The sequence below is a fragment of the Bacillus sp. ISL-34 genome (assembly GCF_018613325.1).
In the GTDB taxonomy this organism is placed as follows: domain Bacteria; phylum Bacillota; class Bacilli; order Bacillales; family DSM-1321; genus Peribacillus.
On sequence record NZ_JAGGQJ010000004.1, the window covers coordinates 122,713 to 149,475 of the forward strand.

General features: G+C 41.9%; 27 protein-coding genes and 1 other annotated feature. Of the genes, 3 read left to right on the forward strand and 24 right to left on the reverse strand.

The features are described 5' to 3' along the window. Positions 1–10: 10 nt before the first annotated feature. Entirely contained in the window at positions 11–844 is an 834-nt protein-coding gene (locus J7E52_RS04355; RefSeq protein ID WP_214743862.1) for a metal ABC transporter permease, read from the reverse strand. Between the two features lie 21 nt (positions 845–865). Then, positions 866–1,630 carry a metal ABC transporter ATP-binding protein gene (locus J7E52_RS04360; protein ID WP_286197438.1) on the reverse strand — a complete coding sequence of 255 codons (765 nt, stop codon included), beginning with the start codon at positions 1,628–1,630 and terminating at the stop codon, positions 866–868. A gap of 212 nt (positions 1,631–1,842) precedes the next feature. On the opposite strand from J7E52_RS04360, the gene J7E52_RS04365 reads away from it, so the two are divergent. Then, the gene (locus J7E52_RS04365; protein WP_063233031.1) at positions 1,843–2,103 is read left to right on the forward strand and encodes a DUF2624 family protein; all 261 of its coding nucleotides are present in this window, start codon (positions 1,843–1,845) and stop codon (positions 2,101–2,103) included. A gap of 108 nt (positions 2,104–2,211) precedes the next feature. Here J7E52_RS04365 and J7E52_RS04370 read toward each other — a convergent pair whose 3' ends face one another. Both J7E52_RS04370 and J7E52_RS04375 read right to left on the reverse strand, forming a co-directional pair. Beyond that, entirely contained in the window at positions 2,212–3,108 is an 897-nt protein-coding gene (locus tag J7E52_RS04370) for a deoxyribonuclease IV (protein ID WP_214743864.1), read from the reverse strand. A 12-nt stretch (positions 3,109–3,120) separates the two neighbouring features. After that, a complete protein-coding gene (locus J7E52_RS04375; RefSeq protein ID WP_214743865.1) occupies positions 3,121–4,434 on the reverse strand; it encodes a DEAD/DEAH box helicase in 1,314 nt (437 codons plus the stop codon). Between the two features lie 524 nt (positions 4,435–4,958). Here J7E52_RS04375 and J7E52_RS04380 point away from each other — a divergent pair. Both J7E52_RS04380 and J7E52_RS04385 read left to right on the forward strand, forming a co-directional pair. Beyond that, positions 4,959–5,645, forward strand: a complete 687-nt coding sequence (locus tag J7E52_RS04380; protein ID WP_214743866.1) for a YqfQ family protein — start codon at positions 4,959–4,961, stop codon at positions 5,643–5,645. 125 nt (positions 5,646–5,770) lie between these two features. Continuing rightward, entirely contained in the window at positions 5,771–6,715 is a 945-nt protein-coding gene (locus tag J7E52_RS04385; RefSeq protein WP_048685698.1) for a 4-hydroxy-3-methylbut-2-enyl diphosphate reductase, read from the forward strand. Between the two features lie 49 nt (positions 6,716–6,764). Here the strand turns inward: J7E52_RS04385 and J7E52_RS04390 are convergent, their stop codons facing one another. The 20 genes from J7E52_RS04390 to yqfD all read right to left on the reverse strand — a co-directional run bounded on the left by J7E52_RS04390 (position 6,765) and on the right by yqfD (position 26,754). Beyond that, a complete protein-coding gene (locus J7E52_RS04390) occupies positions 6,765–7,883 on the reverse strand; it encodes a Nif3-like dinuclear metal center hexameric protein (RefSeq protein WP_214743867.1) in 1,119 nt (372 codons plus the stop codon). Then, positions 7,880–8,587: a tRNA (adenine(22)-N(1))-methyltransferase gene (locus J7E52_RS04395; protein WP_214743868.1), complete on the reverse strand. Its 708-nt coding sequence runs from the start codon at positions 8,585–8,587 to the stop codon at positions 7,880–7,882. Before J7E52_RS04395 ends, J7E52_RS04390 begins: the two co-directional genes overlap by 4 nt. 213 nt (positions 8,588–8,800) lie before the next feature. Then, the gene (gene cccA / locus J7E52_RS04400; protein ID WP_214743869.1) at positions 8,801–9,169 is read right to left on the reverse strand and encodes a cytochrome c550; all 369 of its coding nucleotides are present in this window, start codon (positions 9,167–9,169) and stop codon (positions 8,801–8,803) included. A gap of 219 nt (positions 9,170–9,388) precedes the next feature. Beyond that, positions 9,389–9,925 carry a hypothetical protein gene (locus J7E52_RS04405; RefSeq protein WP_214743870.1) on the reverse strand — a complete coding sequence of 179 codons (537 nt, stop codon included), beginning with the start codon at positions 9,923–9,925 and terminating at the stop codon, positions 9,389–9,391. A 183-nt stretch (positions 9,926–10,108) separates the two neighbouring features. Beyond that, the gene (gene rpoD / locus J7E52_RS04410; RefSeq protein ID WP_034308477.1) at positions 10,109–11,242 is read right to left on the reverse strand and encodes an RNA polymerase sigma factor RpoD; all 1,134 of its coding nucleotides are present in this window, start codon (positions 11,240–11,242) and stop codon (positions 10,109–10,111) included. 35 nt (positions 11,243–11,277) lie between these two features. Next, complete coding sequence (gene dnaG / locus J7E52_RS04415; protein WP_214744115.1) at positions 11,278–13,083, reverse strand: DNA primase; 1,806 nt, start codon at positions 13,081–13,083, stop codon at positions 11,278–11,280. A gap of 51 nt (positions 13,084–13,134) precedes the next feature. Then, complete coding sequence (locus tag J7E52_RS04420; RefSeq protein WP_214744116.1) at positions 13,135–13,590, reverse strand: YaiI/YqxD family protein; 456 nt, start codon at positions 13,588–13,590, stop codon at positions 13,135–13,137. Positions 13,591–14,103: 513 nt separating this feature from the next. Next, entirely contained in the window at positions 14,104–14,913 is an 810-nt protein-coding gene (locus J7E52_RS04425; RefSeq protein WP_214744117.1) for a pyruvate, water dikinase regulatory protein, read from the reverse strand. A gap of 28 nt (positions 14,914–14,941) precedes the next feature. Next, the gene (ccpN, locus tag J7E52_RS04430) at positions 14,942–15,577 is read right to left on the reverse strand and encodes a transcriptional regulator CcpN (protein ID WP_161784850.1); all 636 of its coding nucleotides are present in this window, start codon (positions 15,575–15,577) and stop codon (positions 14,942–14,944) included. 163 nt (positions 15,578–15,740) lie between these two features. Further along, on the reverse strand, positions 15,741–17,810 hold the full coding sequence (glyS, locus tag J7E52_RS04435) for a glycine--tRNA ligase subunit beta (protein WP_214743871.1): 2,070 nt from the start codon (positions 17,808–17,810) through the stop codon (positions 15,741–15,743). Beyond that, positions 17,797–18,693 (reverse strand): glycine--tRNA ligase subunit alpha, encoded by an 897-nt coding sequence (gene glyQ, locus J7E52_RS04440; RefSeq protein WP_034308488.1) that lies wholly within the window; start codon positions 18,691–18,693, stop codon positions 17,797–17,799. The genes glyS and glyQ overlap by 14 nt, the downstream gene beginning before the upstream one ends. A gap of 99 nt (positions 18,694–18,792) precedes the next feature. Further along, positions 18,793–18,969: a binding site (T-box leader), on the reverse strand. Between the two features lie 58 nt (positions 18,970–19,027). After that, positions 19,028–19,780: a DNA repair protein RecO gene (gene recO, locus J7E52_RS04445; protein ID WP_214743872.1), complete on the reverse strand. Its 753-nt coding sequence runs from the start codon at positions 19,778–19,780 to the stop codon at positions 19,028–19,030. A 33-nt stretch (positions 19,781–19,813) separates the two neighbouring features. Further along, positions 19,814–19,957 carry a YqzL family protein gene (locus J7E52_RS04450; protein WP_101222596.1) on the reverse strand — a complete coding sequence of 48 codons (144 nt, stop codon included), beginning with the start codon at positions 19,955–19,957 and terminating at the stop codon, positions 19,814–19,816. A 99-nt stretch (positions 19,958–20,056) separates the two neighbouring features. Next, entirely contained in the window at positions 20,057–20,986 is a 930-nt protein-coding gene (era, locus tag J7E52_RS04455) for a GTPase Era (protein WP_214743873.1), read from the reverse strand. Further along, a complete protein-coding gene (locus tag J7E52_RS04460; protein ID WP_214743874.1) occupies positions 20,979–21,377 on the reverse strand; it encodes a cytidine deaminase in 399 nt (132 codons plus the stop codon). Before J7E52_RS04460 ends, era begins: the two co-directional genes overlap by 8 nt. A gap of 39 nt (positions 21,378–21,416) precedes the next feature. Beyond that, entirely contained in the window at positions 21,417–21,794 is a 378-nt protein-coding gene (locus tag J7E52_RS04465) for a diacylglycerol kinase family protein (protein WP_089361538.1), read from the reverse strand. After that, a complete protein-coding gene (gene ybeY, locus J7E52_RS04470) occupies positions 21,772–22,248 on the reverse strand; it encodes an rRNA maturation RNase YbeY (RefSeq protein ID WP_101222600.1) in 477 nt (158 codons plus the stop codon). The genes J7E52_RS04465 and ybeY overlap by 23 nt, the downstream gene beginning before the upstream one ends. Next, positions 22,245–24,410 (reverse strand): HD family phosphohydrolase, encoded by a 2,166-nt coding sequence (locus J7E52_RS04475; protein ID WP_214743875.1) that lies wholly within the window; start codon positions 24,408–24,410, stop codon positions 22,245–22,247. The genes ybeY and J7E52_RS04475 overlap by 4 nt, the downstream gene beginning before the upstream one ends. Positions 24,411–24,600: 190 nt before the next feature. After that, a complete protein-coding gene (locus J7E52_RS04480) occupies positions 24,601–25,563 on the reverse strand; it encodes a PhoH family protein (RefSeq protein ID WP_214743876.1) in 963 nt (320 codons plus the stop codon). Between the two features lie 3 nt (positions 25,564–25,566). Beyond that, positions 25,567–26,754, reverse strand: a complete 1,188-nt coding sequence (yqfD, locus tag J7E52_RS04485; protein ID WP_214743877.1) for a sporulation protein YqfD — start codon at positions 26,752–26,754, stop codon at positions 25,567–25,569. Positions 26,755–26,763: the final 9 nt, after the last annotated feature.

A 26,763-nucleotide genomic window follows, 5' to 3' on the forward strand; every position in this document is an offset into this window, starting at 1 on the left:
ATCACCCCATCTATCGATTTTTCCACTTATCAAACAAAATTGACAAGATGAGAATTAGTACAGCTATTACTACAATGGTCCCGCCAGGAGCCAGGTCAAGGTTGTATGATAAGAATAATCCGCCTATGACGGAAACTTCACCGAATAATACCGAATAACCTATCATCTGCTTAAAACCCTTCGCAAAGCGAAGACTAGCAGCTACCGGGAGAGTCATGAGCGAAGAAACAAGTAATATGCCAATGATTTTCATGGAAGCGGCAATGACCAATGCGACCATGACAATAAAAATAAAATGAATCGCTTTATAAGGTATTCCAGACGCTTTCGCATGCTCTTCATCAAAAGATAACAGAAACAATTCTTTATACAATAGGGTGAGCATCAAGGCTACGACTATCCCCACTGCCAAAATGACATACAAGTCCGCCCGGCTGACGGCACTGACACTGCCGAATAAATAACCGTATAAATCGGTATTGAAACCATCTGCAATGGATATGAAAATGACACTAAGACCCATGCCGCCTGACATTATGATCGGGATTGCAAGCTCTTGATAATGCTTGTACACCCCTCTTAATTTTTCAATGAATAATGAACCACCTACAGAAAACGCCATTCCTATATAAAGCGGATTCAATCCTGCTAAAGATAGAAAACTCTTCTGCAGCAATAAACTAAACGCTATTCCAGCAAGCGCTACATGACTGAGCGCATCGGAAATCATCGACATCCGCCTTACCACGACAAAAACGCCCACTAATGGCGCAATCGCTCCGATGATGATTCCGGTCAAGAATGCGTTCTGCAAAAATTCAAATTGCAATATCCCCGATATCATTGGGCTATCCTCCAAAACATATTAATGATCATGATTTAAAAATTGGACCCCATGTCCATAAATGGACGAGAGCTCACCTTCATCCAACTCATTATATTCACAGGCATCCCCGTGAAAATGAAGCTTTTTATTTAAGCAGGCGACATGTGTGACTTTATCGGTCACAGTACCAACATCATGGGTTACTAAAATCAGGGTTATTCCTAATTTTTTATTCAACATCTCAAGCATTTCATAAAATTGGTGGACGTTTTTTGAATCAACGCCAACCGTGGGTTCATCCAATATCATCAATTCCGGCTCGCTGACCAGTGAACGGGCGATGAACACCCTCTGCTGCTGGCCTCCGGACAATTCCCCGATATTGCGGTTCTGATACTCAAGCATATCAACGGATTCCAGAGCCTTCTTCACCTTTTGCTTATCCTCTTTGCCTGCAAACTTAAACAAACCGATTTTTTTGGTCAAACCGCTCTGAACCACTTCAAATACTGTGGCAGGAAACCCAGAGTTGAAGGAGTTCGCCTTTTGGGAAACGAAACCGACCTTTTGCCAATCTTTAAAGCGTCGTATGTCTTCCCCGAATATTTCTATTTTTCCCTTTTGGAGCTTGAACAGACCAAGCAGCAACTTCAAAAGTGTTGACTTACCGGATCCATTCGGCCCAACGATAGCTAAGAAGGCCCCTCTAGGGATTTCAAGCGAAACATGTTCCAGCACTAGATCTTTTGTATATTTGTAAGATATATCTTCAAATTTAACTATGGGGTTTACTGCATTATCCAAAGAGATCACCTTTTTTTTAAGAATCATTACGATTAACAATCGTTAGTATAAATCAAAGAAGCCCAGATGTAAAGAATCCGGTCCTCTGAACAAGTGCCGGTACGCCCTGAACCACAAAAAATGTTAGTTTAACCAAATTACCGTAATCTAACAAAGTTTCATGTTCACATACGTCTTACTCCTTCATATGTTTTAACAAAGGAGGAGATCGTTTGAAATTATTTGAAATGATGGTCAATCATAAAATCAACAGTATACGCCCCGATGAACTGCTTTCCCTTGCTAAACAGCATAAGGTTGCACTCACTCAAAAACAAGCACAGGATATCACTGCACTTCTAGCAGGTAAAAATATTAACATTTTTGATATACGTCAAAGACAGAACGTACTTGGTCAAATAACAAAAGTCGCCGGAGCAAGCACAGCCAGGGAAATAGAATCCCTCTTCAACAACCTTACTTCCACTTTTTAAAGATCTTAAGCCAGCTGCTTAAAGTCGTTATCAGAGCATACTTAATCCAAATGCAAAATGAAAGGACGATTCATCTTTATTTCGATGAATCGTCCCTTTCTTTTATGATTATTGTTGAAATCTGATCTTTTCCAATAAATCTTCATCAAATTGATTATTCTTGAACATATCAATTTCAAATTTATAAGGTGCCTTTTTGTCTTTTTTGTCTTCCCCTACATAAGGTGTTTCCAGGATTTTCGGAACAGAGCTTAATTGCGGATGGTGGACAATATCATTCAACGCCTTAAAACCGATATGGCCAAATCCAATGTTTTCATGGCGGTCTTTACGCATGCCGCGTTCGTTCTTGCTATCGTTTATATGAAGGACCTTGATGCGGTCAACACCGACCAATTTATCAAATTCATTCAGTACGCCATCAAAATCCTCGATGATATTATATCCTGCATCGTGAGTATGGCAAGTATCGAAGCATACCGATAATTTTTCATTATGGGTCACACCATCAATGATCATTGCCAGCTCCTCGAAAGACCTGCCACATTCAGAACCTTTACCCGCCATCGTTTCAAGGGCAATCTGAACTTTATCGTCGGCAGTAAGCACTTCATTCAAACCTTCGATGATTCTCTTGATGCCCAGTTCACTGCCTGCACCAACATGCGCACCTGGATGAAGTACGATCTGCCTGGCGCCAATCGCTTCGGTCCGGTCGATTTCGCTGCGTAGGAAGTTGACTCCAAGCTCGTATGTGGCAGGATTCGTGGTATTTCCAATATTAATGATATACGGGGCATGGACAACGATATCGCTGATCCCATTCTCCTCCATATGCAGTCTTCCGGCTTCGATATTTAAATCCTCGATTTTTTTACGTCTTGTGTTTTGAGGGGCCCCTGTATAGATCATGAATGTGTTGGAGCCATACGAAGCCGCTTCTTGACTCGCAGCAAGAAGCATACCTTTCCCGCTCATTGAAACATGCGATCCAATCTTCAACATCTGTTTTCTCCCCTATTTCTTTCTCTGTATACGACGTTCGCGTTTTTTAAAGTTCTCCACATCTCGTTGAATTTTCTTCTTGTATCCTGGTTTGACTTTAGTTGGCTTCTTGACGTGCCTGCTCGCTTTAACATCTATTTCAGATTTTTGTTTTTTACGGTTTTTCCGTTTATTACGTTCGTCGATATCCACCCAATCACCGTTTTGGATATCGGCATCACGGAATTCAATGCCCATTTTTTCAAGGCGGTTCAATGAATCTTCATCGGATGTATCATAAATGGTAGTGGCAATGCCGGAATATCCTGCACGAGCCGTCCTTCCCGTCCTATGGATGTAAAAATCCAAATCTGAAGGCAATTCATAGTTAATGATGTGACTTACACCTTCAATATCGATTCCACGGGAAGCCAGATCTGTCGCAACGATGAATTGATACTCCAAATCATTGATTTGCTTCATCATTTTTTTACGCTCACGAGGCGTTAAATCCCCATGAATACGGCCGACATTCAACCCTTTTTCGATCAAGGAATTCGCCACATGATCCGCCATTTTTTTTGTGTTCGTGAAAACAATCGCCAAATATGGATTATATCGAACGATGATATCATGAAGTAACTGCTCTCTGTTTCGGTGGCGAAGCGGTACCAGAACATGTTCAATTTTCGCAGCGGTCGCCTGCTTGGGATTCACTTGAACATACTTTGGGTTCTCCATATATTTATTCAAAAACGGCTTTAATTTTTCCGGGATGGTTGCCGAAAAGACAAGCATTTGAATTTTTTCAGCCATACGTGATGCAAATAAATCGACATCTTCAAGGAATCCCATGTCTAGCATAAGGTCCGCTTCATCGACTACAAGCATTTTTGCTGTATACACTTGAAGTGCCTGAGCTTCAACCAAATCCTTGATCCGGCCTGGCGTACCGATTACCAGTTGCGGTTGTGTCTTCAATTTATCAATCATTCGCTGTTTATCAGTACCACCGATGAAACAACGGACTTGAATCTGCTCATCCTCAGGGAAATGGTCAGCAATTTTCAAAGCTTCTTTGTAGATTTGGTTCGCTAACTCACGGGTTGGTGCGGAAATAATCGCTTGAACCTCATTTTTACCAGCATCAAGCCTGTTCATGATCGGCAGCAAATAGGAATGTGTCTTTCCTGTACCTGTTTGCGACTGTCCAATTAAGCTACTTCCCTTTAAAAGCGACGGAAGCACGCGCTCTTGAATTTCCGTCGGCTTATCGAACCCTAAAGTACGAACTGCATCTAGAATGTAGCTTTTCAAATTAAATCGTTCAAATTGATTTTGTTTCATCAAAAAACTCCTTTATCCTGTCATTCATTAGACATGTCCTGTTATTATAATAAATTTTACACAAAAAGCGCAAGCGCCTGGGTTGCTCGTGAAGAAAATAGGGATTGTCCCATAAGGCGCTTTTTGCCTTGTGAGGGCAATCCTCTTTTTCACAACGAGCTAGGCGCTGAAGCTGGATTACTCAAAAAGCGCAAGCACCTGGGTTGCTCGTGAAGAAAATAGGGATTGTCCCATAATGGGGCAGGCCATCTACTTTTTTCACGTTGACCCATTTACTTCAATCACAAAAGCGCATGCGCTGAGGCTAGTTCTCTTAAAATGGACTCTTGCAAACGAAAAGCCCCTGTCCTGGTCATAGCGTATCCCCCGCAGACATGGAGCTAAAAGACTACCGTTACCATCTTACCTTCTTTCCGGTTACTTCACAACTGCCCAGTCACTCTTTCCTCAAACCTTTTTTGTCGAGTTGCATAATTTATATAGAAGATAACACCAGCATATAAAAATCTCAGGAGGTGAAACCTATGTTCCCAAATAGAAATCGTCAACCCGGACCCGGTTTTCAGCCACCCAATGGTCGAAGGATGCAGCAACAGCCTGCTCCATTCAGACAGTCACCGCAAATCCACCACCCCTATCAGCAGATGCAGCGGCCGATGGTTCAAAACATACGGCAGGTGCCACAGGGACCTCAAGGTTTCCGCGGACCTTTCATCCACCCGCAGCGGCAGGAAATGCCGCCAGCAAAGAAAGAAGGGTTATTGTCGAAAATACTCGGTAAGTCGAAACAAAAAGCAGCTTCGCCAAATTTGTTTGCGCCAGCCGCTTCCACTAACCAAAGTTCTTCAAGAAGCAGCGGAGGCGGTATCTTAGAAACATTAAAGAACCCCGAGTCCCTTAATAATATGCTTTCCAACACGCAAAAAGTGTTGCAAGCAGCGGAGCAATTCACGCCTATGGTGGAACAATACGGACCAGTGATTAAAAACCTGCCTTCCATGTGGAAAGTTTTTCGGAGCATTTCATCAGCCGGTGCTAGCGAGGACGAGGGTGCTTCCGTTGAAAGCGGGCCAAATGTTGAGGCACAAAAAAACAGTAAAGTAAAAACGGATTCGAAGAAAAAAGAAAAAGCTAAAGAAGCTAACCCCATCTCCCAAGTCCGTACCGAAACCAAAAGGGAAAGGTCATCCGGTCCGAAGCTTTATATTTAAAGGCTACACAAATTTACACATAACTGATTTTATGTAAATATGATGTTTTGTAATATCATCTATGGTCTTATATAATAGAAAGGTATAAAAAGTGAGAGTTTCTTGCCTTGAAGGAGGACACATAGATGAAAGTGATTAAAATTTCCCCGCGCGGCTATTGTTATGGCGTTGTCGATGCCATGGTAATCGCCCGAAATGCGGCTTTAGATAAAACCTTGCCACGTCCCATTTACATTTTAGGAATGATCGTGCATAACAAACATGTGACGGATGCGTTTGAAGAAGAAGGCATCATCACGTTGGACGGCAGCAACCGCAACGATATCATCGAACAGGTGGACAGCGGAACCGTCATCTTTACTGCTCACGGCGTTTCCCCTGAGATCAGGAAGATTGCCGAGAAAAAAGGTCTTGTGACGCTCGATGCAACATGTCCCGATGTTACCGCAACACATGACTTAATTCGGGAAAAACAAGCGGAAGGCTATCAAATCATTTATATTGGCAAAAAAGGCCATCCGGAACCAGAGGGTGCTGTCGGAGTTGCTCCCGATGTCGTTCACTTGGTTCAAAAGGATGAAGATGTGGAAGCCTTGACTTTGAATAGTGATAAAATCATTGTCACCAATCAAACAACGATGAGCCAATGGGATGTTTTGGATATCATGGATAAGGTCAAGGAAAAGTTCCCACATGCCGAAGTCCATAAGGAAATTTGTTTAGCGACACAAGTTCGCCAAGAAGCGGTTGCCGAGCAAGCTGGTGAAGCTGATGTTTTAATCGTTGTCGGAGATCCCAAGAGTAATAATTCAAACCGCCTTGCACAAGTTTCCCAAGAGATTGCCGGCACGAGAGCTTATCGGATCGCTGACATTTCCGAGCTGAACCTTGAATGGCTAAAAGATGCAGAAACGGTTGCCGTCACATCGGGGGCTTCAACACCAACTCCGATCACGAAGGAAGTTATCGCATTTCTAGAGCAATATGAAGCAAATGATGAATCGACTTGGAATACCGAAAAGAAAACGCCATTGCATAAAATTTTACCTAAGATTAAAGTGAAGAAATGATGCACCAAAAAACAAAGGCAGCCATTAAGGGCTGCCTTTGTTATGTTATTTAAATGAAGCGGAAAGGGTCAGTATTCAGCCGGGATGGAATGAATTCAACATCGTAGTTCTTTTCGCGGCACATTTTTTCAAGGATTGTTGCCACACCTTTTTTCATCACCTTTTCAACATTGTGGCCTGGATCCACGATATTCAATCCAAGCATCATCGCGTCATGGGCTGTATGGTAATACATGTCACCTGTAACATATACATCAGCTCCCTTGAATTTCGCTGTCGTAAAGTATTTATTGCCGTCCCCGCCCAACACAGCCACTTTTTTGATCGTGCTTTGCAAATCGCCAACGACACGCACCTTTTCAACATCAAGTGTCCGCTTCACATGTTCGGAAAATTGTTCAAGTGTCATTTCTTCAGGAAGTACACCGATCTTTCCTAAGCCAAGAGACTCGCCTTTATTCTCCAGTTTATATATATCGTGAGCAACTTCCTCATATGGATGGGCTTTGATCATCGCAGATAGCACTTTCTTCTCGATATTTTCCGGGAATATCGTTTCGACCCGCATTTCAGCTACTTCTTCAAGCTTTCCTTGGGAGCCAATTACCGGCTCACTGCCTTCACCTGGCAAGAATCGTCCGGTACCTTCCCCCGAAAACGAACAATTGCTGTAATTCCCGATCGCTCCGGCCCCTGCCTTACCTAGGGCTTCCCTCACCTTTTGTGCGTCGGTCTTTGGAACATATACGACCAATTTCTTTAGAGCTGTCTCGTGAGTTGGTATCAATACTTCTGTGTCCTGCAATTTCAGCGCTTCGGCTAGTAAATCATTTACTCCGCCCTTAGCGACATCCAAATTGGTATGCGCAGCATAAACAGCGATATCATGTTTGATCAGCTTTTCGATGATGCGGCCTCCAGCAGTGTTTGTATCGATCCTTTTCAATGGTCGGTAAATAAGCGGATGATGGGCGATGATCAATTCCACGCCAAGTTCTATCGCTTCGTCTACTACCTCTTCCAGCACATCAAGGGCAACCAGTACTTTAGTAACCGGCTTATTGAGCTGACCGACATACAGCCCGATTGGATCTCCCTCCATTGCATAATGCTTTGGGGAGAATTGTTCAAACGTTTCAATGATTTTGTGGCCATTCACTGTCTTCAACCTTTAAGCACCTCCTCAATAACGGAAATTTGGGATTTTAATTCATTGCGCTTCGTTTCCAGTCCGCTTCTTCCGCTTTCGTCCAATTGTTCGATGATTCTTTCCAAATGTTTTTTCTCTAGCTGCCATTTTTTTATGAAAATGTCACTGAATTGCTCTCTTAAGTATGGACCGAATGTGATGCCCGCTTGCTTGTTTAACAGATAAGGGCGGAGCGGGTCCCCTTTTTCGGCAATTAGGATTTCGTAGATTTTCCCATCCTCCTCAAGGATTTCCTCTCCACTAAGCTCCCAGCCGTTTTCGATTAGCCAGCTGCGAACATTCGCTGCACCGACATTAGGCTGAAGGATAAGCCTTTCCGCCTTGCCAAGTTTGCCTTTTCCGCTTTCCAATATACTTGATATTAAAGTCCCTCCCATGCCTGCAATCGTAATGCAAGTCGCTTCATCTGGCTTCAATACTTCAAGCCCGTCTCCTTTACGGACCTCTATCTTGTCCCCAAGCCCCGTCATTGCCACTTGCTTGCGTGCTGACTGATATGGCCCTTCTACAACTTCGCCTGCTATTGCGCTGTCACACAAGCCGTTAGTCACCGCATAGCATGGCAAGTAAGCATGGTCGGAACCTATATCTGCAAGGATGCTTCCTTTTGGTATATGTATGGCAACACGTTCTAATCTCATCGATAGTTTTTCATGATTCATATTTATCAACTCTCTTAATTCAAATAATTTCTTACTATAATTAGTTTCCCTTTCGATTATACCAAGTTCAATCGAAAAATTACAGAAAGGAGAAATAGGACTCTTTCTAGTGGGCAGAAGAAAACTTCCATTCGGAATCTTCCTTTTCTGAATAAATGAAAAACTGACTCAAAAAGTTCGCTTTCCAACGATTTCTTGAGTCAGTTTCATGAATTACTTCAGTCCATGAATATATTCGGCCATGGCGTCAATGTTCTGTTCTTCGACTAAACCTGGTGGCATTGCACCTCGTCCATTAGTGATCACGTCTTTGACCTCGTCCACCGACAGACGATCGCCAACTCCTTTTAGGGCAGGCCCGACGCCGCCTTGATAGGCGTCACCATGACAAGAGATACAGTTTTGCTTGTAGATGTCCTCAGGTGATGCTGAGGCACTTTCTGATTCTTCTGTCTTTCCGCCGCCCTCTTTTTCCTTAGCAAGATCTTTGGCATCACCCAAACCTTTAAACGAAAGTAAAAACATAAGTCCAATACCAAAAACCATGATAATAATAAAAGGCATTACTGGATTGCGATTCATAGAATTTCCTCCCCTATGTAGAACCTAAACTTACCATATTTAATATTATATACAAACAGCTATATATTATTTTACTTGAAAAGAGTTTCAAGTAAAAGCCCAAAAATAGAAGATATTATATAATTTCTTAAAATTGTCAAAAACTTATGTATATTTCCAAACAATTTTACTTTTTCTTACATATATTTCATAATACCCTAAAATCACTAATTAAAACCGCTAGAATGTCCTTGAAAAAAAGTAAAGGGTGACCATTGCTCCCAGGCCTCCCGCTATGGAAAAATGGAGCAGCTTCAGTTTTTTGCCCATTAAAATCCAGAGTCCTAAATTAATGAACAAGACAATATAAAGGATCCCCACTTTGCCGGGTGCCATGAATTCGGCAAAACTGACTGTTAATAAAAGCAATGATAGCGCCATTCCAATCAACGCCATTTGAAAAATGATTTTCCTGCCGGTAAAGCGGCGGACTGCCAGCCCAAAGACAAGAATTGAAATTGTTGTCATAAGCATTTGCATTCTTATGGGTATTTCAGTAAAATAATTCAAAAATACAATAAATGCAAAAAGGGCCCCAATCAACGACCCGGAAAAGATATCGTTTTTTACGCTCCCGGCTTTAGTCGAATTGGATGGCGGCAATTCGCCTTGACAGTATAATGCAAGCAGGTAATTACAATATTGCTCTGGAAGCATACGACTTTCCTTCCAGGAGTTTATTTCTTGAATGATGATTTTCTTTCTCATCTCATTCATGAATCTCACATCCTCATGATGATCATTTCTTATAACGACTTAGTTTTTTAAAAAAATGTTTTTTCATTATTTAGATAAATGGTTAAGTATTGTTCTTACAGAAAATTTTTAAATCGGAATTGAAAAAAAGAGCCTCTCCCGAACGCTGGGCATTCAAAGAGGGCTCTGTAAAGGGCATATATTCTATTCCAGGAAATCTTTCAAGCGTTTGCTGCGGCTAGGATGTCTCAATTTACGCAGCGCCTTCGCTTCGATTTGACGGATACGCTCGCGGGTGACCCCAAATACCTTCCCTACCTCTTCAAGAGTACGGGTGCGGCCATCATCAAGTCCAAAGCGGAGTCTCAAGACGTTCTCTTCACGGTCAGTAAGAGTATCCAATACATCTTCAAGCTGTTCTTTCAATAGTTCATATGCTGCATGTTCCGATGGGGAAGTCGCATCCTGATCCTCAATGAAATCACCTAAATGTGAATCGTCTTCTTCACCTATTGGCGTTTCCAATGAAACAGGCTCCTGAGCTATTTTCAAGATTTCACGAACTTTTTCAGGAGTTAAGTCCATATCCTCCGCAATTTCTTCCGGAGAAGGTTCACGCCCTAAATCCTGAAGAAGCTGTCTTTGGACACGGATCAATTTATTGATGGTTTCCACCATATGCACCGGTATCCGAATCGTTCTTGCTTGGTCGGCAATGGCACGGGTTATCGCTTGGCGAATCCACCATGTTGCATACGTACTGAATTTGAATCCCTTGCGGTAATCAAATTTTTCCACTGCTTTGATAAGTCCCATATTACCTTCCTGAATCAAATCAAGGAAAAGCATTCCACGTCCGACATAGCGCTTGGCGATACTGACAACAAGACGAAGGTTAGCTTCTGCCAAACGACGTTTCGCTTCTTCATCCCCATCTTCAATTCTCGTCGCCAGAGAGATTTCCTCTTCTGCCGATAAAAGGTCGACCCGACCAATTTCCTTTAAGTACATGCGTACTGGGTCATTAATTTTAACGCCAGGAGGAACACTTAAATCATTTAAGTCAAACTCTTCTTCTTTTGCAAGTTTCTTCTCATCCGGATCATCTTCATCCTCGTCTTCCTCACCATCAGTGAGTATTTCGACGCCGTTTTCTGCTAACACCTCATAGAACTCATCCATTTGATCGGAATCCAACTCAAAACCGCCAATCATTTCAGCGATTTTTTCTAAAGTCAAAGAGCCTCGTTTTTTACCTAGCTCTAGTAATTTTTCTTTCACCTGTTCAAGGCTAAATTCATTATCAACTTGTTTGGAACGTGCTGGTTTTTCAGCCATTAGTTCCCCTCCTTCCAGGACTTACACCTAAACGACTACAACATTTTACGCAATTTAATGATTTCCATGGCAATTTGTGCAGCAGTGACATAATCACTTCGTCTGACTGCATCTTTTTCTTCAACTTGTTTTTCTTTTATCTTTAACAACTTTTCATATTTCAACACTTGATTTATACAATCGGTCAGTTCTTTATCGGTAACTTCCTCATTCACTGACATCATTTCTATTTCCGAAACGATCCTTCTCAAGTTTGGATCCGGTAAATAAGTAAGGAAAAAGCTTGTATCCGGTTCGTGTCCATCTTCATAGAACGCATATAAATAGGTGATGATTGCCTGATGTTCATCTACATGAAAAACCGTTTGTCCAAGCAACTGCTGAATTTTGAAAGTCATATCCCTGCTTTTTAGCATATGGGCGATCAACTTCATTTCAGCATTATGGTGAGCAGGCTTTAACTTATGCTCATATTGCAGGGACATTTTCTTTTGGGCTGCAGGCTGCGGCAGTGTCCCCTTCTTGCGTTCCGTAAAGAACACTTGACGCTGCTGCTGTTCCAGCGCATCCAATGATAGGGAAAATTCAGAGGATAGCTGGCGAAGATAATGATCCCTCTCCACTGCATTGGGCAATCGTGAAATTTCTTTAAGGACTTCTTCGATATATTGAATTCGATCTCCTTCATTATTTACATTTTTCCCTCGACGCAAATAATGCATTTTGAATGCCATGTAGGTTAAACTGGCCCCTATTACTTCAGAAACAAAGCTTTTTTCACCGAATTCCTTTATGTAGTCATCGGGGTCCAAGTTATCAGGCATGAGAGCGACTTTCACGGAAAACTCATGATCCTGCAGCATATTAACTGCACGATTGGCAGCGTTCAATCCCGCAGAGTCCGAATCGTAGCATATAAATATCTGGTCAGTATTTCTTTTTAAAAGCTGGATATGCTGGTCCGTCAGGGCAGTACCCATTGTAGCGACCGCATTCTCCACACCTGCGCCAACAGCTGAAATGCAATCGGCAAAGCCTTCAAAAATGACTGCTTGTTCTTTCTTTCGTATGTGTGGTCTTGCATGATGGAAATTATATAAAGTTTTACTTTTATTAAAGATTGGCGTTTCAGGACTATTCAAATATTTGGGCTCATCGTCCCCCATCGCTCTTCCTGAAAATGCAATCGTATTTCCTTGATGATCCATAATTGGAAACATGACTCTATTTCTGAAACGGTCAAAATATGACTCGTCTTTTTCCCTGTAAATAATAAGCCCTGCCTGCTCCATGTATTCCGCTGGAAACCCGCGCTTTAAAAGAAACTTGGACACGAAGTCCCATGAATCCAAAGAGTAGCCAATTTGGAACTTTTCTATCGTCTCTTCAGTAAACCCGCGTTTAAGTAAATATTCGAGAGCATCCTGCCCCTCTTTCGTATTAACGAGGAGATGATGATAAAACTTCCTTAGCAGGTCATGTGCCTCAATCATTTGCTGCGAGCCTGCCGGCATGTTGGAACGCTTGGAATCCTTATTGATTTCAACATCCAAAGGAACATTTCCTTTTTCGGCTAAAACTTTTGCAGATTCCACAAAGCTGTAGCCTTCTATATCCATCAAGAAGGTAAAAATATTTCCGCCTGCCCCGCAACCAAAACAGTGAAAGATTTGTTTTTCCGTTGAAACGGAAAACGAGGGCGAGTTTTCACCATGAAAAGGACATAGGCCAAAGTAATTGCGCCCCTGCTTCTTCAGCTGGACATACTCCCCAATTAAATCAACAATGTCAACAGCTTCACGAATTTGATTAATTTTCTCATCTTCTATACGGCCATTTATCATTTTTCCACCTTGCAATATTGGTGATAGTTTCTAATTCGATACTGTTTCCTAATTCCCTGCAAAGTTCGACAATGTTTTCAAAAGTTTATTTGTAAAACATGCACGATCTTCCTTTGTGAATGCTTTCGGCCCTTTCGTATGCTTCCCCTGCCTGCGGAGTTTCGCCGACTGATAACGCATATCCAAAAGCATGAAAATATTCTCGTCAGTGTATTCTTTTCCCCTTGGCGAAAGGACATAAACGTTTTTAGGAAGCAGGGTCCCAGCCAAACCAATATCTGCAGTAATGACAATATCACCCTTTTTTACTGAGTTTACTATATAAAGATCTGCCGCTTCTTTGTCTGCATCGACATATACCCATTTACCTTCAGGGTTATTCATCATATTTTTATATGATGCAACAAAACAGACTTCAACATCGTGCAAACTTGCACAATGAAGGATTTCGTCTTTCACCGGGCATGCATCGGCATCGACGTGTATCGTAGGTTTATTATTCATACCTTCTAATTCTACATCTTTCTGCATAATCCTTTTTCTCCCCTAAACTTTATGAAGATATGGTGAATTTCCAGCATTCATTCAGAGGGTTTCCTCTAATAGAGCACACATTAATTCTTCAAGGAATACCTGCCCATTTAAGTGAAAGCGCCTCTTTTGCCTTGAAAAAGACCAGCCCCTCCTGAATTATACGGAACATGTCGAATTATTTTTATGATAAAAACCTTGACATCTCATTAACCTTTAGTTTATTCCTTATTAATTAAGTCTAAACCTTAAGATTACTTTTTTCTCACAATTTTTTATTATAGTCTATTTGATTAGAAGATGCCAACATTTAAATTCCGAATTTTTTTTCATGCAAATCAATGGATTTACAGTTGGAAACATAGAGGAATTTTATGTAATTATTTTGAACTTATTCTTTTTATTCCCTATTGGACCTTGGCATTAAAATGTGAGCTGACACATAAAGTGCCTAGCTCACATTTTGATTTGCCTTAATTATAAGGATCAACGGTTTTTGTTTTGAAGGATATTGATTATCAAATTGGCTGTTTCTTCAACAGCTTTATTGGTTACATCAATGATAGGACAGTTCAACCTTGAAATGATTGTATCAAAGTATGTCAATTCTTCTTTTATGCGCTCCACATTTGCATAAATCGCATGATCATTGAGCCCAAGTGACTTTAATCGTTCTTTACGAATATGGTTCAGCTTTTCCGGGCTGATCTTTAAACCAATGCATTTTTCAGGAGGCACCAGGAACAGCTCTTCTGGAGGTTCCACTTCAGGCACTAAAGGTACGTTCGCCACCTTATAGCGTTTATGGGCTAAATACTGTGATAATGGCGTTTTGGAAGTGCGTGAAACACCGACAAGGACGATATCTGCACGTAAAATGCCCCGTGGGTCACGTCCATCATCATATTTTACAGCAAATTCAATGGCTTCCACACGCTTGAAATAGTCATCATCCAGCTTTCTTACAAGACCAGGTTCATTAAGCGGCCCTTTTGGCGCCCTTTCCTGAAGGATGTCCATGAGCGGCCCTAAAATGTCATAAGCAGACAGGTTTTCTTTCTCGACCTGTGCTTTCATATACGCTCTAACAGCTGGCTTCACAAGAGTATAAGCAATGATTGCCCCATCCAACTTAGCGAGTGATATCACTTCATCCACGTTTTGTTCATCTTCAATATACGGTATTCTCTTTATGGAAAATGCAGATCCCGAGAACTGGCTTGCAGCGGCTTTTGTAACCAATTCCGCTGTTTCCCCCACCGAATCCGATACAACATATATAATAGAACCGTTCATATTCTCCGTCATTCCTTTTGCAAGCCCCCTAATAGCCTTCATCAGCCAAAGCTACGAATGCTTTCGTAATATTGGTTTTTGTAATCCTTCCAATTACTTCATAGCCTTTTTCTGTGTCTTTGACGACCGGTAATGAGTCGATTTGTTTATCAATCAATTTTTTGGCAACATCAATCAAAAGGTCTTCTTTTGAACACATTGTAATATTGGGCATCCTAGTCATGATGATATTGACTGGAATGGAGTTAAGCTCTTGTTTCCCAATACTCGCACGCAATAAGTCTTTCCTTGATAAGACACCAACAAGCAATGCATGCTTATCGACGACGAACATTGTTCCGACATCTTCTAAAAACATCATGACGATTGCATCATATACGGAAATGCCCTCATCAACAACGACAGGTATCGATTGGTAGTCTCTTACATAAAGATGGTTAAGGCTGTCGGTCAAAAGCTGTGTCCCTGACCTGCCTGTATAGAAATAACCCACACGGGGCCTGGCATCAAGAAAACCTGCCATCGTTAAAATGGCTAGATCTGGACGAAGTGTCGCCCTGGTAAGGTTCAATCTATCCGCAATATGTTCTCCAGTAATCGGTCCGTTTTCTTTTACAATTTGTAAAATTTGTTCCTGACGCTTATTCAATTGGATTATAATCACCACCCCACTGCTTTCGCAGAGTAAAGTAACAAAAGTTATTCATTTAATAATTATATACTAAATTATTTAATTAGGGCATTTTTGTCCTATTTATTGACCATTATCTTTTTAAGAAATCGGAAACCCTATTTAAAGTGTTCCCGATTTCCATACATCCTTTCGATCATGTAAGGATGATTTTATTCATGGCAGCAAAACCTGCAACCAAATCACTGATTTCCTTCATCAAGGATAAACGGTTATTACGGATTGCTTCATCATCTGCCATGACCATTGTATTCTCGAAATATGACTCTATTTCCGATTGAAGCGAAACAAGCTGTTCAAACCGCTCATTCTCATCTTTAGATTCCATATAATGGATTGCCACTTTTTGATATTTTACATATAACGCATTTTCTTGATCATTTTCAAAGGCACCAGGGTCAACTGTCACCTTATTGTCACATTTTACGGCAATGTTCATGACCCGGCTTAATGCTTCCAGGCTTTCTTTAAACCCTGCTTCATCCTTTTTAGCATCCAAGACATGTGCACGTTCGACGATGGAGTGGATATAACCGATTTCATTGAACAGAACTGCATCAATCAAATCGTAACGGATTTGCTGTTCTTGAAGCAGATGTTTGACACGGGCTTTAAAGAATGTGAACATATCCGCTTTAACTTCTTCAAGATCACGTTTTAAGATGCCTTTTGATTCCAGTCCTTTAAGGCCTAAAGCAATAAGCTCCTCTAATGAAATATTCCATTTCTTCTCCGCTAGGATTTGGACGACACCGCTCGCCTGCCTTCTTAATGCATAAGGATCCTGGGAACCTGTCGGAATGACGCCAATGGCGAAGAACGAAGATAAAGTATCAATTTTTTCAGCTAAACTCACAACCGCTCCAATGACTGAAGGCGGTACATTGTCATCCGCATGTCTTGGCATATAATGTTCATTGATAGCCGCGGCCACTTCTTTTGCTTCGCCTTTTAAGAGCGCATATTTTTCACCCATATACCCTTGCAATTCAGGGAATTCATAAACCATTTGACTCACCAAATCGAACTTGGCAATTGCCGCTGTACGAAGCGCCATTTCTTTTTCCGCCTTTAAATTCAAAGCATCCGCAAGGGCACCCGTCACTGCAGTTACCCGGGCCGTTTTCTCGGCTAATGTACCAATTTCTTCATGATAAACGATGCTGTCAAGCTTTTTCAAAGCATCCGAAATCTCTTTTTTCTGATCTTCTTTATAGAAGAATGCTGCATCCGATAGGCGGGCACGCAATACTTTTTCATTACCTTTAGAAACCTTATCCAAATGGCGGTCATCACCGTTACGCACGGTTACAAAGTAAGCAAGCAGTTTCCCGTCCTGATCTTTAACAGGGAAATAACGTTGATGTTCCTTCATTGATGTGATAAGCACCTCAGCTGGAAGCTCAAGGAATTCTTCTTCAAAATGTCCAAATAACACCGTTGGATACTCTACCAAATTATTTACTTCTTCAAGCAGATCTTCATCGACTGGGATGATCCAGCCTTTGTCCTGCTCAAGCTCTTTAATCTGATCCAATATAACTTGTCGGCGTTTATCTGGATCCGCCATAACAAATTGCTCTTTTAGCGTATCTTCGTACAGTTCCGGCAACTCGATGCTTGCGCTATCGCCCAAGAAACGGTGTCCCTTTGTTTCACGGCCCGTTTCCACATCAGCAATGCTGAATGGCACTATGTCATTGCCGAATAAGGCAATCAGCCATTTAATCGGACGGACGAAGCGAAGCTCCTGATTGGCCCAACGCATATTTTTCGGGAAAGTCATGCCGCTGATGATATCCTGCAGCTCAGCTAAAAGCTTAATGGTCTGCTGTCCTTTTATGAATTTATTCACATGGACATATTCCACACCCTTGATTTCTTTAAAATAAATATCCTCTGAAGTCATGCCTTGACCCCTGACGAATCCCAATGCGGCTTTAGACCAATTGCCTTCTCCGTCCAAAGCGATTTTCTTGGCAGGACCTTTTGCTTCTTCTTCGATATCCTTTTGCGATTCTTCCACGTCTTTCACCAATACGGCCAAACGTCGTGGTGTGGAAAAAGCTTCAACCGTTCCGAATTCAATCGCTTTTTCCGTTAGCCATTGCTGCACTTTATCTGACAGTTGTTGCATTGATGCTGTCACAAAACGGGCAGGCAGCTCTTCCAATCCAATCTCCAATAACAAATCACGCTTGCTCATTTGTATTCTCCCCTTTCACTTTCAGAATCGGGAAGCCTAATTTTTCCCGCTCTTCATAGAAGGTTTTGGCAACCTTGCGCGCTAGGTTACGGCATCGGGCAATATAACCCGTTCTTTCCGTCACCGAGATGGCACCCTTTGCATCCAAAAGGTTAAATGTATGTGAACATTTCAAGACATAATCATATGCGGGATGTACAAGACCTTCTTCCATTTGGCGATGCGCTTCCTTTTCATACATCGTGAAAAGCTGGAACAGCATATCAAGGTCGGAGGTTTCGAACGTATATTTCGAATGTTCGTATTCCGGCTGTCCAAATATATCCCGAACTGTGAATCCATCTGTCCATTCCAGGTCAAATACGTTTTCCTTATCTTGAATGTAAGAGGCGAGACGTTCGATCCCGTATGTAATTTCAACGGAAACCGGCTTGCACTCAAGGCCGCCCACTTGTTGGAAATATGTAAATTGCGTGATTTCCATTCCATCTAGCCACACTTCCCAACCGAGACCAGCACACCCTAGTGATGGATTTTCCCAGTTGTCCTCCACAAAGCGAATATCATGCTCAAGTGGATTTATTCCTAAAGCGCGTAAAGAATCCAAATATAACTCTTGGATATTGTCAGGCGACGGCTTCATGATCACTTGGAACTGATGGTGCTGATACAGTCGGTTAGGATTCTCACCATAACGACCGTCAGCAGGACGGCGGGAAGGCTCCACGTAAGCAACGCTCCAAGGCTCCGGTCCAATGGCTCTCAGGAACGTGTATGGGCTCATCGTTCCTGCCCCTTTCTCGACATCATAAGCATTCATTAATATACAGCCTTGTTCAGACCAATGCTTTTGTAACGTTAAAATCATATTTTGAATATTCATCGTACACCTCCAGGTTATTTAAAACGTCTCTTTTTAAAATTAAGGATCGGGACCCATCACATTTTGGCAAACAAAAAACTCCCGTCCCTATGCGAAATGCATAGGGACGAGAGTATACCCGCGGTTCCACCCTAATTGCCGTTTGTAAAACGGCCTCTTTTCAAAGCAACATGCTCCGGAAACGCCCTTCCCTGTAAATCCATATCCCGGCTTCCACCGTCCCGGGTTCGCTTTTTATGGAGAATCACAGATACTCTTTTCCATCAACGCAATCTTCTTATTTTGATGATTAGAATTTTATACAAACTAGCATGGAATGTCAATAGGTCAGATCCTAAAACATATCCTTCATCGTATCAATCTGTTTCAGGAACTTTTTTGATTTCAAATTCAGACCAGAATATTCCTCATAATAAGCATCGATGATCTTCCTCAGTTCATTTTTCGTTTCAGGCTTGACGGAAATGTTTCCGAGCCTTGATAAATCGAAATAATAAAAGATCCTCAGCAATTTGACGGCTGCAGGTGAAATTTTATAATGATAAGGGTCCTTCCCCAGGCAGCGGTGACAGATAAAGCCCGCTTCCCGAAGCGAGAAGGAGAATTCCCCTTCCGTTTCACCACATACAGCACACTGATTCAGCACTGGGTTAATTCCATTGACGGGCAGCATCTTCATTTCAAAAATGAATTTCAAAACCTCTGCGTCATATTCCTCGTTTATGTAATGCAAGGTTTGCGAAAGCAACTCATACAAATATGGATTCGGTTTCTTATCCTCGACACTTTTATCAAGCAATTCAACAATATAAGAAGCATAAGCAGTGGCAAAAAGATCCTCCCTTATGAAACGGAGTGAATCGACCATTTCGCCTTGCTGAAGACTCCCAAGTCCAGTTGATGTGGTTACAAGAAAATACCCGGAGCAAAAAAGCTGTGTGACGGCAGAAAGCCTGCTGTTAGGTTTACTGGCTCCTCTAGCCATTACGCCAATTTTTCCTAGCTCACGGGTATATATAGTAATGATTTTGTTATTTTCTCCATATGCAGTTCGCCTTATGACAATGCCCTCACATTTTTGGAGCATACCAAGACACCACCCATGCTCGCCAAGACTAACCTATGAAACAGGAAAATCAATTTCTGCTAGCTCATCATTCAATACCAAGTGTCTTTCCTGTCTCTCGACTTCTATCTCCTTAAACAGCAAATAGGTGTCCACATTACCTGTTTCACTAAATAATTCCCAGGTAAAATCCAACATATAAAGCCCACCTTTCATTTTTAACTAGCAATATGAATATCCGACCATATGATTAGCTTGACCGTTTTCCAAACTTTCATGACGCGTAAATTTTGTTAATTAATACTCGCTCTCATTGAAACCATAATCGCGGAGCTGGCTTGCTTTGTTACGCCAATCCTTTTGTACCTTCACCCACAGTTCCAAGAAAACTTTCGATCCCAATAAGTTTTCGATATCCACCCTGGCACGGCTACCGACTTCTTTAAGCATTTTCCCTTGCTTTCCAATGACAATGCCTTTTTGTGAATCACGTTCGACAACGATCGTCGCCATGACATTAATGGTGTCGCTGTTGTCCATTTTTTTAATCGAATCGATGACAACAGCCACCGAATGCGGAATTTCTTCCCTTGTCAGGTGCAGTACCTTCTCACGGACCAATTCGGAAATGATAAAACGTTCCGGGTGGTCGGTCACTTGGTCAGCAGGATAAAACTGGGGACCTTCAGGCAGATGTTCCTTGATTTGTTCAAGCAGTGTATCAACGTTATTTCCTTCAAGCGCTGAAATCGGAACGACTGCCGCAAAAGGGTAAAACTGTTGGTATTTTTCAATGATCGGAAGTAAATCATCTGGATGCATCGCATCGATTTTATTTACAACCAGGAAAACAGGCGTTTTTACGGATTGAAGTTTTTCAATGATAAACTCGTCACCACGTCCGTAACCTTCAGTCGCATTGATCATGAAGAGAATCAAATCGACTTCCTTCAATGTATTCGTGGCCACTTTCATCATGAAATCACCAAGCTTATGCTTTGGTTTATGAATGCCGGGTGTATCGATGAAAATCATTTGTGAATCGTTTTGCGTAAGTACACCCTGGACCTTATTTCTTGTAGTTTGCGGTTTATCGCTCATAATGGCGATCTTTTGACCGATGACCCGATTCAGAAATGTACTCTTTCCAACATTAGGTCGTCCAATAATCGAAATGAAACCTGATTTGTAACCTTTTACTTGTGCATCATCAAATAGTTTATCCATTTAAATCCTCCGGTGAAAAAGCTCCTGGAAGCAATTCCTGTACTGTTAGTTCTTTTATATCCCCATTTAAGTTGGTCAAAACAACCGGCATATCCTTTTCGCACAGTTCTGAAATAACCTGCCTGCATGCCCCGCATGGAGAAACGGGACCATCGGTATCTGCCACGACTGCAAGTTTAGTGAATTTTTTATCGTCATGGGCATAAGCGCTGAATAAAGCTGTCCTTTCGGCGCAATTACACATGCTGTATGCAGCATTTTCTATATTACAACCATGATAGACCTTTCCATCAGCGGTTAAAAGGGCAGCCCCAACCTTAAATTTGGAGTAAGGCACATAAGCTTTATCCCTTGCTTTTTTAGCTTCCTCAATCAATTCTTTTGTATTCAATTCACATCTTCCTTTCAAATTGAGTGCCATTTCGGCAACCTACAGGCCAAACTTGGGCAAAAAGATAATCAATCCAACTATTATAGAAAATATAGCATATATGAATACAGCTCCCGCTGCAATATCTTTTGCCTGCTTGGCAAGCGGATGGATTTGATCCGTTACCAGGTCCACTACCCTTTCAATCGCTGAATTAACGAGCTCCAACGTAATCGTACCGGCTATGGCCGCCAAAATGAAAAGCCACTCCATCCCATTCAATGAGAAGTACCAGCCAAAGAATACGACGATTGCCGTTAACGCGAAATGAATCTTGATATTGCGTTCAGTCCGAACAGCCTCCAAAATTCCCTGACAGGCAAAAGAGAAACTTTTTAATAAAGGATACCTTTTTTTACCCTTCTCTTGAAAGTCCATATTCTTCCAAGATCTCCTTTTGTTTTGTGAACATCACTTTTTCATCTTCTTCATTCATGTGGTCGAATCCTAATAAATGAAGAAAACCATGCAGTGCTAAAAATCCAAGCTCCCGGTCAAATGAATGACCATATTCTTCAGCCTGTTCTTTCGTGCGTTCAATCGAAATGATGATATCCCCTAACATGCGGGGCATTTCCGCCCCGACAATTTCCACTTCATCTTCTCCCATTTCTTCAAGCGCAAAAGAAATGACATCTGTAGCTGAATCTTTATTACGATATTCTTTATTGATTTCCCGAATCCTATCATTGTCAACAAATGTAACGGACAGCTCGGTGTCTTTTTCAATGTTTTCTTTTCTTGCCGCAAATTGCAGAATGCTTTCAACAAGGTGCTGGGCTTCCTCCGTTACTTCATTCGTTTCATCCATTAAATCGATAGCTAAAATCATTCTTTCACCTTCTGTCCTAATTTATCCGACTCCGGATATTCAATCCTGGAGTGGAAGATACCATTAAGCGATTCACATAAGGAATGCTTCACGATACTCAATTCTCTCATAGTAATGTCACATTCATCAAATTGACCATCAGAAATCCTGTCCTGAATGATGAAACTTACCAGCTCTTCAATCTTCTCCGGAGTTGGGTGCTTCATCGATCTCACTGCAGCTTCCACGCTATCGGCTATGCCGATGACGGCTACTTCCTTCATTACCGCCCTCGGTCCGGGATATCGGTAGTCCGCTTCGAGTGTGGACTCATCCAGTTTTTTTGCCTTATGGTAGAAAAATTTCAATAAGGTGGTCCCATGATGCTGCTCTGCAATATCCACAATCTCTTTCGGGAATTTGTGACTGCGAAGCATCTCCCCGCCATCTACGGCATGGGCAATGATGATATCCCTGCTCGTTTCCGGCTGCAGCCGATCATGCGGGTTCTCTTCATTCATCTGATTTTCGATGAATAAATGCGGCCGCTTCGTTTTACCGATATCATGATAATAACTGCCGACCCTTGCCAGCAATCCATTCGACCCGATGGCTTCACAAGCCGATTCCGCCAAATTGGCGACCATCACGCTATGATGATATGTCCCCGGAGCCTCAATCAAGATCCTCCGCAGTAAAGGATGATTGGGATTCGCGAGCTCGATAAGCTTAATCGATGATAAGATCCCGAAACCAGCCTCGAAAAACGGTAAGAGGCCCATTGTCAAAACGGCTGCACCCACTCCAGAACCCATCGCAGCAGCAGCATAATACAAGTACTCCATTCTAGTATAATGGCTGTCCATAATAAAGATGAGCGAAAAAACAAATGCCATATTGATTAAAGCCAATAGCAGCCCTGCTACCAGCACCTTTGATTTGAAATTGGGCCTGGATAGAATGATGATTGCCGTCAATCCCCCGAAAATGATATATAGCCCCATAGAGAAATCCAGATTTCCAGGTGTATCACCATTAAATATAATCGTACCATACGAACCTAACAAGATGATCATTGCTACCGCTAACTTATCATTCAATAATATCTTGATGAGCATCGCCGCCATGGCACCCGGGAAAATGTATTCCAAGTTCGAGTTTTTCAGGTCTGCCAGAATGCTGACCGTTTTCATGGTAGCCATTGAAAGGATGAAGACAAGACTGAAGATCAATAACTGATTGTACTTGTTATCCTTTTTGGAAATGGAATAGGAGAAAAAGTAATAAAAAGCGGCAAAAGTCAGGAATATGAATAACAGCAGGCCGATATACGGGTAAATGGTAGACTCCGTATTTAAGAATCCTGCCAGTTCAAGCTGCCTATATACTTCCCTGTCCACTAATTGATTTTCTTCAACGATGATCTGACCTTGAAGGATCCTGATCGGCTCCACGCTTTCAACCGCTTTCCTTCGCTGTTCCTCGGTTTTGTCCTTATCGAAAAATACATTCTGGATGATTGCCGTACGCGCAAGGGAAGTCGAGGCTTTTATCATATCGCCGCTAATGCTCATATAACCCAATTCCTCTACAACCTTTTTCTTGGCATTTTCGACGTCACTTGCAGCGATTCGGGAGCTCATCACATTATTCACGGCAGTAATGGTTGAATCTTTCGCTATTTTCAACTCATCTTCATCAGCCTGCACTAATGCTAGGAAAACGGATTCCTCGATATTTTTATTCACTTCATCGGTCAATTTTTCTTTTAATATGGAAACTTTTTGAGCATCCGTCTTTACGGTCTCTTTTTTATCCTCATTTTCTTTATGATCTTCATCGGGGTCCGTTTCTTTATTCACCTCTATCGCTGAATCGAAAATGGATGAAATCAGATCGACTTTATTTTTGGCATATTCTTTTTTTAAAGAATAAACATCAGCCACCTGTTTTGAAATCTCTTCTTTTTCCTGTTCCGTCTTATAGGTATCTTCCACAGTCTTGGTTGAACGGATCGTTTGTTCTGCAGGCTTAAACAGCTCTACCTGGACCCTTTCCGGCTTAACATTGGAGAACATTAACACATAAGCAAACAAACCAAGTATGATGAACAATAGCACCTGAAAAAAGCGATGGACCAACAGCCCTTTTATTTGAGTGAAAAATTTCTGGATACGATTCAAGGAAGGTCCTCCTAATAAAAATGATGTTTATTATTCTAGATATGTAAAATCATAACAGTTTTTATGTGAATTTTCACCTTCGTATCGATAAATGTAAAGCTTCTTTCATTCCAAATCCACTTTTTCACCATAAATTTTTTTATTCAGGCACATCACGAAAAATCCGCCGATTGAAATGGCGGATTTTTTCTTATGACTTCGCCTGCTCGTAAGCAGTAATGATTTTGGCGACAAGCGGATGTCTTACAACATCACTTTGTTCAAAATAAACAAAGGAAAGGCCTTTAACATTCTTCAAGATCTCTTCCACCCTGACAAGACCCGACTTCATGCCTTTTGGAAGGTCAATCTGGGTCCGATCTCCCGTAATGACCATTTTCGATCCGAAACCAAGCCTGGTCAAGAACATCTTCATTTGGGCTTCCGTCGTATTCTGGGCTTCATCCAATATGACAAAGGCATCTTCAAGCGTACGGCCCCTCATATAAGCCAGAGGAGCTATTTCGATCGTTCCGCGCTCTATCATCCTTTGCGTCTGTTCCATCCCTAGAAGGTCATGGAGAGCGTCATACAGCGGACGTAGATAAGGATCTACCTTTTCCTTCAGATCACCTGGCAGAAAACCAAGGCTTTCCCCTGCTTCGACGGCAGGCCGTGTCAGGATGATCCGTTTAACATGTCCATTTTTCAATGCATTGATGGCCATCACTACAGCAAGATAGGTCTTCCCGGTTCCGGCAGGCCCAATTCCAAATACAAGGTCCTGTTTCTTTATTGCCTGGATATAGTATCTCTGCCCGATTGTTTTGACTTTAATGGATTTCCCCTTAGCCGTTTTAGCGATTTCCTCATCATATAATTCACCGAAATACTCCAATGTGCCTTTTCTTGCCAATTCAATTGCATAAAGCACATCTCTGGAACTGATTGCAATTCCTTTTCTCACCACTGTCAATAATGCCTTGAGGATTTCCTCACCCATCGTCACCCGCCCGATATCCCCGGCAACACTAACCGCTTCACCTCGGGTTATGACGGAAATGCCTAACTCCTCTTCGAGCACTTTTACATTTGAATCTCCATTGCCCAATAAAGCGATCGCTTCATTGGGTGATTCTATTTCGAGCTTAATTACTTTCACATCATCTGCCATTCGTTAGTCTCCTTGAATGATTGGCTGGCCAATCGCTATATCTTCAATAACTTGGTAATGTATAGATAATTTAACTTTACCATTCTCCATGCTTTCGTGCAAAATTTTTTCTTCGACGATTTCATCTTCCTCGTCTAAGTGCTTTTTCAATTCAGCTTTAGCCATTTTCCTGCCTTCCTCCACGGCTTGTTTCTCCGTATAACTGCGTACAATATCTTCCTTGCTCCTTAAGGTCACTTGTTTATAGGAAATGGGCAGTTCCCATTGAAGAAAGTGAAACGGCCTCACTGTCGTTTCTTTTTCCTGTTTTTCATATCCCGGATCCTTGAAACCCCATACCGGAAGGGAAAAGCCCCCCATTTTTAAAAAGTGCCTGCTCGTTTCATCTCCGTTAAAAACAGAAAACTTGGTTTTTAACGGAACCTCCACTTTCGCTTTATACCACGTTTTCCCTTTTATTACTCCCTGTGCGGATACAATTTCCTGTTTATCCTCTTTTCCAATCAATCCTGAAACAAGAAGCTGTCCCTTTCCTACATAATCATTCACATTAACAATAGATTGTCCTTTTTCAACGAACATATCAGTGATGATCGCTTTTTTTGAAGCTACCAAATTCTGTGGAGATGTTTTCTCGACCTCTTTAGGCTGCCGTTTTTCTACAACCCGAAAATGGTATGTCGTTCCCTTTAGCTCTACCCCTACCCATGTCAATGCACCAATCCGGTCCGACAGCTTACGCTGAATCGTATCCACATCATCAACAAAGAATTGCACTTTACCGATCTTCACGCCCATCTTGTCCAATTCTTTCCGGATGGCATGCTCGGTTGCCGGTTTGGCATCTTGAACCTCGATGCCCCATACCATATTGGAAAGCACAAATATGCAAAGCAGGAAAGCGATCATCCCCGCTAAAAACCCGCTGTTTTTCATGACTCTCTTCAATAGGAAAGGGAAACCCTTTCCCTTCATGAACTTTACTTTACAATCGCTCTTACGCATGACCTGACGGAGTTTTGGGATATCCCTGACATCCATATGGAAAATCAGGGCTTCACTTCCGACACGCTTCACTTCCCAGATATGAAGTCCCCTTCTCGTCAGCATATTAATCAGCCGTTCTGAACCTTTGCCATAAGCCTTCACCTTTACATAGCCTGTATAATAGTTTGTCCATTGGTTTTTCATGGAGACCTC